8 protein-coding genes are annotated in these 14,664 nt (G+C 56.3%); all 8 read right to left on the bottom strand.

Annotated elements, in window-relative coordinates; translation table 11 throughout:
• Positions 1-108 precede the first annotated feature (108 nt).
• The 8 genes from PH605_RS23040 to PH605_RS23010 all read right to left on the bottom strand — a co-directional run bounded on the left by PH605_RS23040 (position 109) and on the right by PH605_RS23010 (position 14,658).
• Positions 109-384, bottom strand: coding sequence for a hypothetical protein (locus PH605_RS23040; protein ID WP_161988001.1), 276 nt, complete (start codon positions 382-384; stop codon positions 109-111).
• 70 nt (positions 385-454) lie between these two features.
• Entirely contained in the window at positions 455-682 is a 228-nt protein-coding gene (locus PH605_RS25420; protein WP_425292611.1) for a barstar family protein, read from the bottom strand.
• Between the two features lie 326 nt (positions 683-1,008).
• Positions 1,009-1,263 carry a hypothetical protein gene (locus PH605_RS23035; protein WP_142846362.1) on the bottom strand — a complete coding sequence of 85 codons (255 nt, stop codon included), beginning with the start codon at positions 1,261-1,263 and terminating at the stop codon, positions 1,009-1,011.
• On the bottom strand, positions 1,260-4,166 hold the full coding sequence (locus tag PH605_RS23030) for a hemagglutinin repeat-containing protein (protein ID WP_237680965.1): 2,907 nt from the start codon (positions 4,164-4,166) through the stop codon (positions 1,260-1,262). Before PH605_RS23030 ends, PH605_RS23035 begins: the two co-directional genes overlap by 4 nt.
• A gap of 385 nt (positions 4,167-4,551) precedes the next feature.
• Positions 4,552-13,254 carry a two-partner secretion domain-containing protein gene (locus PH605_RS23025; RefSeq protein WP_237680964.1) on the bottom strand — a complete coding sequence of 2,901 codons (8,703 nt, stop codon included), beginning with the start codon at positions 13,252-13,254 and terminating at the stop codon, positions 4,552-4,554.
• A 61-nt stretch (positions 13,255-13,315) separates the two neighbouring features.
• Positions 13,316-13,597, bottom strand: coding sequence for a hypothetical protein (locus PH605_RS23020; RefSeq protein ID WP_233283531.1), 282 nt, complete (start codon positions 13,595-13,597; stop codon positions 13,316-13,318).
• A 14-nt stretch (positions 13,598-13,611) separates the two neighbouring features.
• Positions 13,612-14,085 (bottom strand): hypothetical protein, encoded by a 474-nt coding sequence (locus PH605_RS23015; RefSeq protein ID WP_142846360.1) that lies wholly within the window; start codon positions 14,083-14,085, stop codon positions 13,612-13,614.
• Positions 14,086-14,115: 30 nt separating this feature from the next.
• A complete protein-coding gene (locus tag PH605_RS23010; RefSeq protein WP_142846358.1) occupies positions 14,116-14,658 on the bottom strand; it encodes a hypothetical protein in 543 nt (180 codons plus the stop codon).
• Between the last annotated feature and the right edge of the window lie 6 nt (positions 14,659-14,664).

Genomic DNA, 14,664 nt, shown 5'->3' with positions numbered 1-14,664 from the left:
CTGTGCGTCCGAAAACTGTGATGCTTTCATCGTCTTCCGTTCCTTTCCCAGCCAGGAAAATGCACCGGAAAACTCTAACCAAAAACGGTCCAGTTTGAAGGGTTCAGATCACTCCTTCAAAAGAGTAAACAGTCGCTCAATTTTTAAATAGAGTTCTGTTCCGCGATCAACAGATATGAGTTTTTTTCTTGCCCAATAAAGGGCATCATCAACCAACTCGTCAACAATAATGTAGTTATCCTTGTCACCACAAAGAGCAAAATTCCCTTGATACTCTTTCGATGATAATCGAAACAAAGCACGTGCAAGCGGACCACTCGTGGCTTCTCTCGGACAATTCCTCTTTCCGGCGACAACCGAGGGGTTTGAAACGTCGAGCGCCAAACTTAAAAGCCCTTCAAATATTCTACACTTAATCGAAGTAAACGTGAATAGAAAATCGTCCTTTTCTCTTCTATTGATATAGAAACATCATATAGATATATACATCTATTTGCCTTTTAACAAAAGAACTTTGCTTGTCGTAGTTTAATATATGAAATGATATTTCATCGAAAATATCGGTTATGCAATCCCAAAACGCATCTGCATTTCTCCCATAATAATAAGGAAATTCTAATTTATTTTGAACAAAATCATGGAACTGATCTTCCGTTTCAATGTTCAGAAGGTCTAGCTTTATCTCTTTCAGTTTATTCCTCCTGCTCTGTTTTCAATCATTTCGAGTTTCTTATAGTGATCAGGTGAATAATATATCATTCCATCGTTGGAATACACCAATCGCGCCTTTCCACGATAACCACCTTGGTAACCGATATCCGCAGGTCGAGCTATCGCGGGCGACGACAATTATCCAAGCCCGGAAGCGGGAAGTGGAGGATATTGCACGAGCCATCGCAAATCGCGGCGTGGTCTGGGGACGTGAGGTGATGGATATTTCTAAGCCAAAGGGGATGGGGTAGGGTGATTCACGCTGGAATGTAAAATTGCCGGGGAACTGAGTTGGTGTCACCTCTCAGTGCCAATCACTTCAGGACGCCATGAACCTGAGAAATAGCCCGGATCAGGACACAACAAGCGCCATATTTCACCACTCTCTCTACAGCGAAACTTACGCTCGGCCGGTTCAAAGAAAATAGTCTTATCTTCTACGATTTCTTCGCACTCTCCTCTTTTTACTTGCTCTTCGAGCCAAGCTAAAAATCGCTGATATTCGCTTAAGCTTCTGAAGGAGGAAATTTCTTCCCAGTCACAGTTTTTCATTGTTTTATCCAGTTGGGATTCAATGGGTTGATCGATCGATCGAAATAGATTTGATTACCGCCGCCGACGAGCGCCCTCTGTTGGGCCGCAACGCCCTCAAACAATTTCGTGCCTGGAGGCACCTCCATTTCGACTATTCGCGTCGCTTTATTACCCCAATTTTGATCGAGTGCACTATCGATAACAGATTGCAAAGGCCCCCTAGGCTTTGCCGTAGTCCAGTAACCGCCAGCGGGGTTTCCATCGTCACTGATCACGCGATAGAGGGTCGTGGGCTTGGTCGTCACCACTTCGTCATAGGTTCCGCTTCTAAACGTCTGCGCGATGTCATTTGGAAGCGGCCCTTTGTTTAAGGGATTATATTTTGCTATTACATCCTTGCTGATCGAATACTCGATCGCCTCTTTCGACAACCACTTGCCAGCAGTTGTTTCGTAGAGTCGCAAAGCTCCACTTGCGATGACCTTCCCGGTGAGTTTGGCGCCCGACGCGACGAATGCGGGGCTTGGTGTCAGAAGAAAAACCTCATCTGCAGTTTCGATTGCTCCCGGCTTGTCGCTGTAGAAGACTTTCCGGCGGACGTCGCTGAAGCTTGTCTCGAGGAAACCTGTAACATCTGCTGCACCAAGTTCCCCGTAGATGCCACCCGCGTTGGATGGTGTTGAATTCACCACGTCGTTCAGGACCTTGACGAGTGAGGTTTCACCGACCGTGTCATAGCAGAGCTCATAGATGAACATGGCGGCAGAGATCTTCGCCTTGGTCTTCTCGATCTCGAGCGACAGTGCAGCAGGATTGATCGTAAGGTCGCCGGAAAGCGCCTTGTCGAGCAGCCCTTGTAATTGAGGCACCAACGTTTCGAGTTCGGACTTCGCGTTGGAAACTGCAATCTCGGCCTGACGCATGCCCTCAGCATTCTGCGTCTGGAATTTTACTTCGCAACCGAAGCCATTGGTTTCGCAGCCTTCCCGTCTTATCAGCGGTTCGCCTGTAGAAAAATCAAGCTTTATACCGTTTGCAATTGCGGCCTTGATTTCAGCCGGGACCTTGCTCGCCGAACCATAGAAACCAACCGCGTCGTTCCAGACACGCTGGCTTGAGACGAATTGCTGGATCTCTGGGGCTTCGATAGCGCGTGCCGCTTCAGTCGGCGTTAGACCGTTGGCCAGCAGACGCCTATAGTAGTCGACGTTTTCCGGCCCTTCCGCAGCGATGGCTTCCGGAATGGCGGCGTTCATAGCCCGCTGATAGTTCCGGATCGCCTTGATGTTATCGCCGAACTCGATCAGATTCTGGGCATCGAGTTCACCCGACAGCTTGGTATAGCTGTCCTTGTTGATTTCCTGATACTTCGAGGCATCCTTGTTGATAGAGGCGAGTAGCTGCTCGGCTGCCGCCTTGTCGGCCTCCGTTCCAGCAATGCCGTCCTTGTCCGCATCGCGGATGGTGACGTTCAATTCACCGGAGGCATCGAGCGTCGTGCGGGTCTCGCCCTGCTTGTCCTTCTTCTCATAGGAGAAGCCGACGGAGTTTAGCCCACCGCCGCTCATGCCGATAGACCCGCCAACGTTCTTGTACTGGTCGGTATCCTTCAGGTCAGCCACGGTCAGTGTGCCGGTATCGAGGCTGATATCGCCATCGGTTGCCTGAAGCAGCGCACCGACCAGCGTGGTGTCTTCGGCAACCTTGATATCGATGCCCTGCGCAGCGACAATCCCCGAGCCGGAGGACCATGCCTTGAAACCGTCCTCCTTCGAGCCGCGAACGCTCCAATCGGCGGGGTTGACGCCAACCGTCAGGCCGAAGGAAAAGCCGTCGCGCCAGCCCTGCGCCTGCGGCGAGAGGATGGTGAGATCGCGCCCGACATCAAGATCGACCGTCCTGCCGATGATGTTGCCGCCCAGAAGCGCCGTATCGCGGCCCGATGTCAGCGAGACATTGCCGGCGGCGGTGATGGAGGCATTCGTCAGCGTCTCGTCATAGCCCTTCGACTTGCCGATATCGAAGCCGATCGAGGACAGGGAGAGCTGCAGGCCGAAGGAGGACGATTTGTCTTTTGCGTAATCGACAAGCGCCGCCATGAGGATATCGCGGCCGGCATCGATGGAGACATCGCCGCCGGAGACCATCTTCGTGCCCTGGTCCAGAATGACGTCCAGCCCGGCCTTCATGACGATATCGCCGCCAGCCGTCAGTTCGGAAATCTGGCTCTCACTCCAGCGCTGTTCGCTCTTCCAGACGGACAGGTTGATGCCAAAGTTCTTGGCCGAGAAATTGCCGTTTTCGTCCGTGAACTGCGATAGTGGATTGAGGCGGTCGTTTAGTGCATTTTTGAAGGCGTCGGTCGAGATTTGGGTATCGCCGCCGCCACCAGCTTTCGCTGCTCCGCCAAAGATCGAGGCCCCGGTAGTCGCCAGATTGACGGCAGCCAGCCCCGCCGCAAGTCCATTGTCGGCATTGGCAAGCGTTGCGAGTTTGGCGGTGACGGGATTGATGCCGGCAAGACCCGACAGGATCTGGCCACTGGAGCCGCCCTTCAATGCGGCGTCTATGCCGGCGGATCCCGGGAAGCTCAGCCCGACGTAAAAACCCTTCTCCGTGAAATAAAGCGCATCCTGCGCCGCTTCCAGCCGGATCGTGTCATCGGTCTTCATCAGAAGGTCGTTGACGGCGGCGATCTTCACGCCCGTACCGGTGATCGGACCCTTGGCATTGAGCGAGACGTCATTGCCCGAAAGGCGGGTGACGGTCGTATCGACATCGTTCCACGCCTGTTTGACCGAGCCCCAGCCCAGACCCTTGAAACCCCATTCCTTGTAGCGGTTATGAACCTCCTCACTGACGACACCCATGTCGATTTTGCCGGTGGCGTCGATCGAGAGCTTGTCGAAGGCGCTGACCAACGCGCCGTTCAGAAGAACATCGCCGGGAGCGGTTCCCTTCGCGCACAGGCTGCCGCCGTCGCATACGCCGTAGCCCGCAAGGATCGAGACATCGCCAACCAGCGACTGGACCTTTGAGCGCTCGGCTTATATCTTCGCAAGGTTCCTTGCTCAAAATATTTTTGTCAAACATGTATCAAGAATCTACGACAAGTTTTATCTTTCTATACCGTTTGAATGAATAAAATCTTCGACTTTTATTATAAATCGACGGATTTCATCGTCTGTAAACCCAGTGTAAGTTGGTAAAGATTTCTTTGGGACATGCTGAATAACAGTAAAGCTCGCAGCCACGATATATAGTATCTCCTCTTCAGTGAGACCTAACTCGAATAACTTTGTCATTTCAGTAAGTTCTCCCGTTCGGTACTGAATCATGCTCCAGCGGCAATTTATTTTTCGGAACACTTGAGGAATTGATGTAGGTATCCCACCCTACATCGAATTCGGGTCTAAATGCGGTTGCTTCCCCTCTCTGTCCACTTATGACAACCGTTCTAGTTTTGTGATCCAGATAAAAAACTGTTCCATCTTTAGTGTATCGACGATCAACTGCTGGATTGGATACGATTCCTTCAACGAAATCCTGAAATTGTCTTCGTGTGGTTATACCCAAATCAGCAAACTCTCCGCCCAGCAAGTGCTTCTCAAACGCATGGCCGCTTGCAACCTCCAGCCCGATCAGTTGGCTATTCAGACGTCTTCCTGTCGCGATGTTTTCCGCACTTTGCCGGAGCCGCAACGCGTCAGCAATATCGTCCGCTTTTGCGATCGCACCGGCACCTACTACCAGCGTCCCGCCGCCGAGGGCATCTCCCGCCGCGATTTCCCCAGCCGTTATACCGATGGTTTGAACAGGGACTCCTGCAGCAGCATAACATGCTGGGCTAATACCGCACAATTTTACGATCGCAACAAGCTCAGGCGCGACAGCAATAGTAATCCCGCCGACAGCTACTGTGGTAATAATAGTACCGACAACTACGAGCTCTGCCGTGGTCATTGCGCGTGTGGCGCCTGTAAAGCTTTCAGCGAATACAGTCCCGTTACGATCCTGCTCGAAATCAAGAAGGGCGGAAATGACACTCGATGCGCTTGCCTGACCTTCCGCTTGCCGCAGCATGGAGTGGACAAGCGTCTGGTTACCTCTATAGGCTGCAAGCAAATCCTCTGCTCCGCCAGTGGGGTCGCCCTCGACACATTGAAGGAGCGCCTGAAACGCGACATAGGCCGCCGCCAGAGGGCTGCTGCTGTCGATGATTGCCGAAACAAACCCTTTCCGCACCAGCGCAAGTTGCTCATTGACCGCCTCGACGTTGTTAGCAAGCGACGCCTCGAATTCTGCTAACTCGACGCTGCATGTCCCGAATGTGCCGCATGAAACAGAAATCCGCACTCCTGCATCACCGGCAGCTTGGCCGAAGAGAACAAGCTGACCAAGCGCTATTGCCTGACGAACGGAAACGGGAATCGCAGCCTCCGAGCCGTAGTGCCGCAGGGCAGAATCATGGCTTTCTAGCATCGAGACCGTTGACGCAAAAAGATCGCTCTTACCAAGCGCTGTTGCTTCTTCCGGTGACGCACCATTGATGATCATTTTGCGCCAGACATCGACAGCCCGGCCACCCTGAGCCGCGATCTCTCCCGGAGCCAGCGCATTTTGGGCTCGCTGATAGTTCTGGATCGCCTTGATGTTATCGCCGAACTCGATCAGATTCTGGGCATCGAGTTCACCCGACAGCTTGGTATAGCTGTCCTTGTTGATTTCCTGATACTTCGAGGCATCCTTGTTGATAGAGGCGAGTAGCTGCTCGGCTGCCGCCTTGTCGGCCTCCGTTCCAGCAATGCCGTCCTTGTCCGCATCGCGGATGGTGACGTTCAATTCACCGGAGGCATCGAGCGTCGTGCGGGTCTCGCCCTGCTTGTCCTTCTTCTCATAAGAGAAACCGACGGAGTTTAGCCCACCGCCGCTCATGCCGATAGACCCGCCAACGTTCTTGTACTGGTCGGTATCCTTCAGGTCAGCCACGGTCAGTGTGCCGGTATCGAGGCTGATATCGCCATCGGTTGCCTGAAGCAGCGCACCGACCAGCGTGGTGTCTTCGGCAACCTTGATATCGATGCCCTGCGCAGCGACAATCCCCGAGCCGGAGGACCATGCCTTGAAACCGTCCTCCTTCGAGCCGCGAACGCTCCAATCGGCGGGGTTGACGCCAACCGTCAGGCCGAAGGAAAAGCCGTCGCGCCAGCCCTGCGCCTGCGGCGAGAGGATGGTGAGATCGCGCCCGACATCAAGATCGACCGTCCTGCCGATGATGTTGCCGCCCAGAAGCGCCGTATCGCGGCCCGATGTCAGCGAGACATTGCCGGCGGCGGTGATGGAGGCATTCGTCAGCGTCTCGTCATAGCCCTTCGACTTGCCGATATCGAAGCCGATCGAGGACAGGGAGAGCTGCAGGCCGAAGGAGGACGATTTGTCTTTTGCGTAATCGACAAGCGCCGCCATGAGGATATCGCGGCCGGCATCGATGGAGACATCGCCGCCGGAGACCATCTTCGTGCCCTGGTCCAGAATGACGTCCAGCCCGGCCTTCATGACGATATCGCCGCCAGCCGTCAGTTCGGAAATCTGGCTCTCACTCCAGCGCTGTTCGCTCTTCCAGACGGACAGGTTGATGCCAAAGTTCTTGGCCGAGAAATTGCCGTTTTCGTCCGTGAACTGCGATAGTGGATTGAGGCGGTCGTTTAGTGCATTTTTGAAGGCGTCGGTCGAGATTTGGGTATCGCCGCCGCCACCAGCTTTCGCTGCTCCGCCAAAGATCGAGGCCCCGGTAGTCGCCAGATTGACGGCAGCCAGCCCCGCCGCAAGTCCATTGTCGGCATTGGCAAGCGTTGCGAGTTTGGCGGTGACGGGATTGATGCCGGCAAGACCCGACAGGATCTGGCCACTGGAGCCGCCCTTCAATGCGGCGTCTATGCCGGCGGATCCCGGGAAGCTCAGCCCGACGTAAAAACCCTTCTCCGTGAAATAAAGCGCATCCTGCGCCGCTTCCAGCCGGATCGTGTCATCGGTCTTCATCAGAAGGTCGTTGACGGCGGCGATCTTCACGCCCGTACCGGTGATCGGACCCTTGGCATTGAGCGAGACGTCATTGCCCGAAAGGCGGGTGACGGTCGTATCGACATCGTTCCACGCCTGTTTGACCGAGCCCCAGCCCAGACCCTTGAAACCCCATTCCTTGTAGCGGTTATGGACTTCCTCACTAACGACACCCATGTCGATTTTGCCGGTGGCGTCGATCGAGAGCTTGTCGAAGGCGCTGACCAACGCGCCGTTCAGAAGAACATCGCCGGGAGCGGTTCCCTTCGCGCACAGGCTGCCACCGTCGCATACGCTGTAACCGGCAAGGATCGAGACATCGCCAACCAGCGACTGGGCGCTGGCCTCGGCGGTGGTGATCTCGTTGCGCAGTACCGTGATGCCCGACAGGAAGCCGCGCTTCTTATAATCTTCGGCGACGAAACTGTCCTTCAGCGTCTCGAAGGTTACATCGCGACCGGCTGCAAGCAGCATGTCGGTGACGGAGCCGAGTGTACCGCCGCTATTGACGATATCCCGGTCGGCGATGACGGTCAGATCCCGTCCGGCCGTGATGGAAGCGACATTATAATCGGTACGCAGGGTGCCGCAGGCCTTGCCGACGCAACCGTCCTGTGAATCGACGGTACGGGTGTAACGCTCTGTTTCGTTGATCAGCGAGCCGCCGATCCTCAGATCGATATCGCCCGCCGAGGCGAGCGTGCCGCCCCGATTCAAAAGATCGCCATCGGTCGCCATGAACAGCGTGCCGGCAGAGATGAGGCCGCTGTCGCCACGCCCACCGGCAAGAGCGCGGTCACGCTCATCGAGGTCGATCAGACGCTGGTTAAGGATGGAGGAGGCGGAAATCGAGGCGAGCCCGGAGGCCACAATCGCGCCGCTATTGTTGAGCTTGCCGTCAATGTCGATCAGGAGATCGTCGGCAGCGATCAGGCCGGCGCCTCGTCCGCCGCGCAACAGTTCATCCTGCGAGGGCAGGTAGAGCCGAGGAACAAGCACGGGCTTGCCGTCGATGATGCGGGTTTCATGCCATACGATCGGCTTTTCGAGAGCCGCGCGCTGCGCCTCGGTCAAGGCCACGCCGTATCGCGCGCCGGTGCTCGCTGCGAATTCGGCCGCATTGCGGTAAAGCTGCTCCCGTTGCTCTTCCACTGAGAGAGACGGATCGACGACCAGATGCGTGCCAGCCTGCTGGCGGGCGGCCTCGGCGAGAGCCTTGGCCTCTGCGACCGGATCCGCATAGAAGGTGAGCGCCGCGCCATCTATGCGCGCCGAGCCGAGCAGGCGCGCAGCTTCTGTCGAGCCGGTAACGCGCACGAGGTTGCCGAAATCGGAGGCGTTGACGCTGTGCAGATTGCGCGCCTCGAAAGCCCCGAGGTCGAGAGGGGGAACCGAGACGTCGTCTAGCACGAAATTGACGACGCCCAATTGGCCTGCGGCCGCGCCAATAGCCGAGCCGACATTGCCACTGATGCCAACAGGCATCGTGCCGCTATAATTGCCGAAGCCGGAACCATTGATGCCGCCGGGCGTGCCAAGGCCGTTTTGCAATTCTCCCGCCTCAATGGACACGAGGCTTCCCGAAAGCGTGCCGCGATTGGTGATCGCAGCACCACCGTCAATCATAAGAGAGCCGCCCGACTTTATCATCGAGCCAACGCCAACGGAGGCGGTTCCGATATATGTCTTTGTGTGATTGCCATAAGGAGTATCCCCTATGTCGGCCATCCGGTTGCCGATCATAATCACGTCGGGGATGTTATTGGGATCGATACCGAGTGCGGCCAGATCAAGCAGACTTGCCGCGTCGGCATATTCGACCATCTGAACCATGCCATCGTTGAATACATTGTCCCGGTATTGCTGTTTACCGGAATAGGTGACGGTGATGGGCGATTTACCCTTCGAGATGACGATCATCCTGTCGCCGCCCAAGGCGCGCTCAGCGAGCCCGGAATCCTTGAAGGCTCCGGCGCTGAAGGGCAAAACGCGCCATTGCGGGTCGGCGCCTACAGGGGCATGGAACTTGCCGGACCCCTTCATGGATTCCCGGTTTCCGCGCCATTCCACGCGATAGTGATCGACGGTGCTGGTGACCATATCGTTGAAGATACGGTTCATGTCGATGGAGAGGTCCTTTTTCGCGAGGATACGGCCTTCGCGGTTTTCAAGGGCGTCGCCTGAGATCGCCATATTGGCGCCGGCGCGGATCGTTCCGGGCAATCGAACCCGAACGATTCCAGAGAATTCGTCGCGTGCAGCACTCATCGTGCCATAATATCTAGCCCTACTGCTGCTGCGCTCGGTCGCATAGAGAATGCTGAGCTCGCCCAGCCGGCGATAGTCTTGTAGGCTGTCGGTTCCGTCCAGCGCGGTGTTGATCAGTGCTGCGGCTTTGATCTGCATGTCAGCGCCGCTTTCGATGCGGGCCGACGCGTTGGTCAGCGTTGCCAGGACCTCGATAGCAAGATTGCCGCCGGCGAATATGCGGCCGAGGTTGTTGTCGAGATTGCCACTTATATCGAGGATCATATTGGCACTGGACTTGAGTGCGGCGTTGGTCCCGACATTGGCGAGCGATGCGGCCTGGGCTTTCAATCCTGTCCCGGCATGGATCAGCGCTTCGTTTGTCATTAGGCCGCCAACCACAACGTTCAGTGTTCCGGGTGTCAGGATCGAACCGAGATTGTGCAGGTTTCCACTGACACTGGTCTCTATCGCTCCGGCATCGATTTTACCTGTGGCACCGTTGACAAGATTGCCTTTGACATCGAGACCAAGCTTGCCGGCAACGGTAAGCAACCCGGCATTCGTGAAGGACGAACCAAGGATGAGATCGAGATTGCGGGCCACCAGACGGGCAGACGAAGAACCGGGAATATAGCTGTAAGTCTGAAGACGCAGATTTCCACCAGCCTCAATTGATCCGTTGTTGCCAAGACTTGCCGCCGCTGAAAGCAGGGCACCGTTGGCCGAAACGATCTGACCGAGATTGGAGAGACTTCCGGAAAGGTTTACGGTCAGTTCGCCAACCGGTACGGTGCCATTTTCTGTCTGGCGTGTCGAACCGGAATATATGCGCCCTGCTTGCTGGTTATCGAGCTTCTCCGCAGAAGCTGAAAGCCCCTCGCGACCTTGCAGAAGACCGGAATTTGACAAAGTCGTGTCTGCCGAAAGCGTTAGCGCGCGATTGGAAGCGATTGAACCTGCATTGTTGGTGATGCCGCGCGAGGCTAGAATGGTTATGTCACCCTTGCTGGCGATACTTGACCCGGAACCACTGTTGATCAGATCAGCGACAGTCAGTTCCAGATCGCCGACGGCATGGATAGAACCGCTATTGGCAAGAAGGCCGGAAACGGTGGCACTCAGCGTCGTCTCGGAAACGAGTTTGCCGAGATTGACGAGATCGCCAACGACCTTCGTCTCGATAACCTTAGCGACGATTTCGCCGCTTGCCTCATTTCGCGCACCCTGCGCCGCTTGCAGAGTCAGCGTCCCAGGCGTGGCGATCAGACCCGCATTGCGTAAGGATCCAGAAAGGATGATATTTGCGTTTGCGGCAACCAGCTCTGCGGCAGGAGAATTCGAAACGTAGGAAACGGCTTCCAGGCGCAGCGTGGATGACCTCGCCTGGACGACACCGTCGTTGAGGACACTTCCCGCAGTGACAATGCCGAGCGTTTCTCCACTGACCATCTGACCAAGATTGGTCAGGTCTCCAGCATCCAGCTTGATGTCTATCCGTCCTGCATGGATCTTGCCGGTTTCGAGATTGGTCAGTGCTGAGGCTGTAACTCCAAGGTCAGACCGTCCGAGCAGCAGACCGGCATTAGTGAGAGAGCCGGATGCGGCGATTTCGAAGCTTCCATTGGCCTGGAGAGTGCCGAACAGGTTGGCGAGGTGACCGGACGTGATCGAAAGATTTCCATGTGTTCCGATCAATGCTGTTGCGCCAGAGTTGAGGATATCAGCCGCCACGAGAGTGAGGTCTGCATTTGAGCTGATCGTACCGGTGTTCGTGATCGCGCCACCCGCGCTGATATCGACGGTCTCGAGTGCGCTAATCGCTCCGTTGTTGCGGAGTTCGCTTCCGAGGATCAGCACTGCCTTCCGGGCAGCCAATTGAGCCCCCTGCGAGTTGGCGATATAATTTACGGCATCGAGTTCAAGTTCACCTGCTGCGGTTATCTTTCCATCGTTTGTTACACTTCCGTCAGAAAGAAGCGTAAGCGTCGTTTCGGAGAGGAGGCTTCCCAGATTGGTGAGATTGCCTGCGGTCGTTATCCTGAGCGTCCCGGCCTTGATGACACCCGTTGCATCAACGATCGCCTGCTGAGCGTTGATCGCGAGTTGGCCGCTTGAAAGGAGTACGCCGGCATTCCTGAAGTTGCGGACATCGAACAGGTGGTCGCCCGTCGTGAACACACCGGTGTTCGAAATAGCCAGATCCCGGAATGCCATCGCAAGCGCAGGATAGCCCGCGGTATCGATCCGGGTGCCGATGGTTAGCTGTTCAGCCGCATTGATGAAGACGGGAGAAGTCTTTTTGAACTGGGTGCCGTCACCGATCTCGACATTGGTTGCCGTGATCGAACCCTGGTTTTCCGGCTCGAACCAGGTCGAGGTCAGCGCCACGTCCTTCGCCCTGATGTCGATGTTCGGCGCGACAAGGGTCGCCGTGTCGGTGGCAAGTTTGTCTGTCGCACGCAGGTTCATATTGCCGACGCTGGCGATAATGCCGGACAGAGAGGCGTTGCTGCCCGCATCCACCGTCATCGCACCGCCGGATTTGAGGACGGCAGCGGAAACGATGTCGGCACTCGCAACGATGGAAAGGCCGCGCCCGCCTTCTACGGTCGCCGTATCGAGCAGGGAAACATCGCGGGCAGTGATGGATATTTCTCCCTGGGCCGCGAGATCGCGCGCAATCTGAAGCGCGCCTGCTGCACGAAGGTCGGCGTTGCCGGCTATGCCACCCGAAACCATCCGGATATCACCAGCGGAGACGAGCGAAAGTGCGCCTGGCAGGAGTGCGCCATTGGCATCGAGCATACCAAGGGCCTGTATGTTGCCAGCCAGCGAAATACCTGTGTTCAGATCGCTGGAAAGGGCCGCAATCGATGCCGCGCGTACAACGCCTGCCGCGCTCGAAACGATTCCCTGGCCCGCTGCATCGCCGGCGATGGCCGTCGTTTTGCCCGTTGAACCATCCGTGCGATTGGAGCCGGCCTTGAGGTCGATACGACCCCGCGCATCGATCAGGCCATCGATCCGGATTGACTTTGCATCAAGCCGGATCTCGTCCGGCGACTGGCCGCCCGCGGCCGAAACACCGGTGCCGGAAATGGTGATGTCGCCGGATCTGGTTTCCAGCCCCACAGTGCCCGCATTGTAGTCGATAAGCGGGGTTCCGGTGGTCAGCGTTGCGCGACCGGTGTTGATAAATCCGCACCCCATGCAATCGATGCCATTGGGATTGGCCACGATCACGTCGGCCTTTGAACCAAAGACCTCTGTCACGCCATTGAGGTTGGAACGTCTGCTGCCGGTTACTTCATTGACGATGATCTTGGCGGAGCCGCCACCGACGAGATTGGGATTGGATTCAACCTTGCCGCCGATGATGGAAGTTCCGCCAAGCCCGGAATTGTTCAGGATCAGTCCGCGCGTATCGATATTGTACTCGCGCAACTTGTTATGGCTGACGCCGCCGCTCGACGGCTTGACGATGTTCAGCGTCGGCGTTCCGTTGTCCGAAGACGTCACATTTGGACGAAACTCAATTGGCGCGGTCGGATCTGTGATGACCTGCGCGCTGGCGGGTGCAAATGAACTGGCGATGGTCGTCAGCACGAGGCTGACCGACGTCACCAATGCGGTCGCTTTCTTGACCAGCTTGCCCGGCTTGGACTTGCGGATCAGCACTTTGACCATCATCGTTTTCATTCGGATACTCCCAACAGCAAGGGCAATTGAATTCGTATTCGCGTAGGTACAAACCAGATCGTCAGCAGTTCTTTATGAGGACGGTCCAGATATACTGCGTGGTCCATCCCGGATGGCGGTAAACCGGGCGAGATGTTTCGCTCATGTCCGCGATGGTCGCCCCCGGTCGGCATTTTTCGAGGACAGCCTTTTTGCAGGATTGCTCCGTCGGGGTGACGATCGAATTGGTGCACGTCGCCGACATGATCTTTTCGCCGTTCAGTGTCGCGACCGGCTGCGGATCGGTGGGCCGGCAGCCGGCAGCCAGGGCCAGCGAGAGGAAAACGGGAAGGAAACGCGTCATCTTCCAACAAGCCATTATTTTATTCCTTGCGACTGCCGTGCGTGCCGGAAGGCGATAGCTGCCTCAAGGAACGCGCGCGAACGCGACACTTCACCGGCAATCTCCTCGTCGAAACCGCGGATCAGCAATTTGCGATAGATATCCGAAGCATCCGGGTCGTTTTTTACCGAGACCGGCAACGCTGCCTTCTGCGCGCGACCGTAGGCCGCGACATCCCGCAGATTGTCAAAAAAGCCCGTATATTGGTTTCTGACCGCCGGACTGTAGCCGACAAGGGTGCCGTTGCGCCTGAAATAGGCGCAATCGTCGTTTTCAGGCGGCATCTGCCGGCGGGCGATTGTCAATCGATTTGCCTCATCGATCATCGTGCAAAACGCCTGTGCATTGCGCAGATTCGCTTGTTCGATTTTTTCCCGCCTGGCTGCCTGTTCAGCAGACGGAGCAGCCCCCTGACATCCGACAAGTCCAATCAGGCCGAATGCGATCAAAGCCTTGCCGACAAATGTAACGCGCATGGCTTACCTCGCGCCCGATGCCAGATATTGCCGACCGCGACCGGTCGCTAGGGCCGCGTGAGAGAAAGCTGCGTTGTCCGCGACTGCGGCAACCTCGGCCTCCTTGAACCCGCGAAGGATCATCTTCCGATAAACGATTGCTCCATCCTCGGATTTCAGATGGGCTGGTATTTGCGCTTTCTTTGCGCGTTCCTCGTTGGTCGCCTTTTCCGCCGCCTGGGCGAGTGCAACGACGCCGCCAATCGGCACGGGGATCCCGTTGAAGGCAAAATTCGGTAAAGGCGTCGGGCGGCCGTCGAAACCCACAAGAGTATTGTTTCTGCGCATATAGGCGCAGTCGGGTGCATGTAGTGGCTTCTCGTCCACCTTGGTCCTGCGCTGATTGAGCAGATCCACCAGTTCGCAATCCGCCTTGGCGACTCGATCATTCTCGCGATTATATTCGTCCTGTTTCGCCTGTTGCTCCGGAGAAAGCGGCTTCGCCGTTTGGCAACCCGCCAACAAAAGTGCAGCCCCCGCCGCGATAAAAATCGTCGTAATCTTCATGGTCCC

It is taken from the genome of Agrobacterium sp. CFBP 3001, from assembly GCF_027871605.1.
GTDB lineage: Bacteria > Pseudomonadota > Alphaproteobacteria > Rhizobiales > Rhizobiaceae > Agrobacterium > Agrobacterium leguminum.
The sequence above is the reverse complement of the archived record's forward strand: the minus strand, read 5'-3'. Positions and strand labels throughout refer to the sequence as shown.

Coding starts and splice junctions, on each gene's coding strand:
- PH605_RS23035 (WP_142846362.1), bottom strand. CDS start 1,263: ATGAAAAACTGTGACTGGGAAGAAATTTCCTCCTTCAGAAGCTTAAGC.
- PH605_RS23020 (WP_233283531.1), bottom strand. CDS start 13,597: ATGACGCGTTTCCTTCCCGTTTTCCTCTCGCTGGCCCTGGCTGCCGGC.
- PH605_RS23010 (WP_142846358.1), bottom strand. CDS start 14,658: ATGAAGATTACGACGATTTTTATCGCGGCGGGGGCTGCACTTTTGTTG.
- PH605_RS23025 (WP_237680964.1), bottom strand. CDS start 13,254: ATGAAAACGATGATGGTCAAAGTGCTGATCCGCAAGTCCAAGCCGGGC.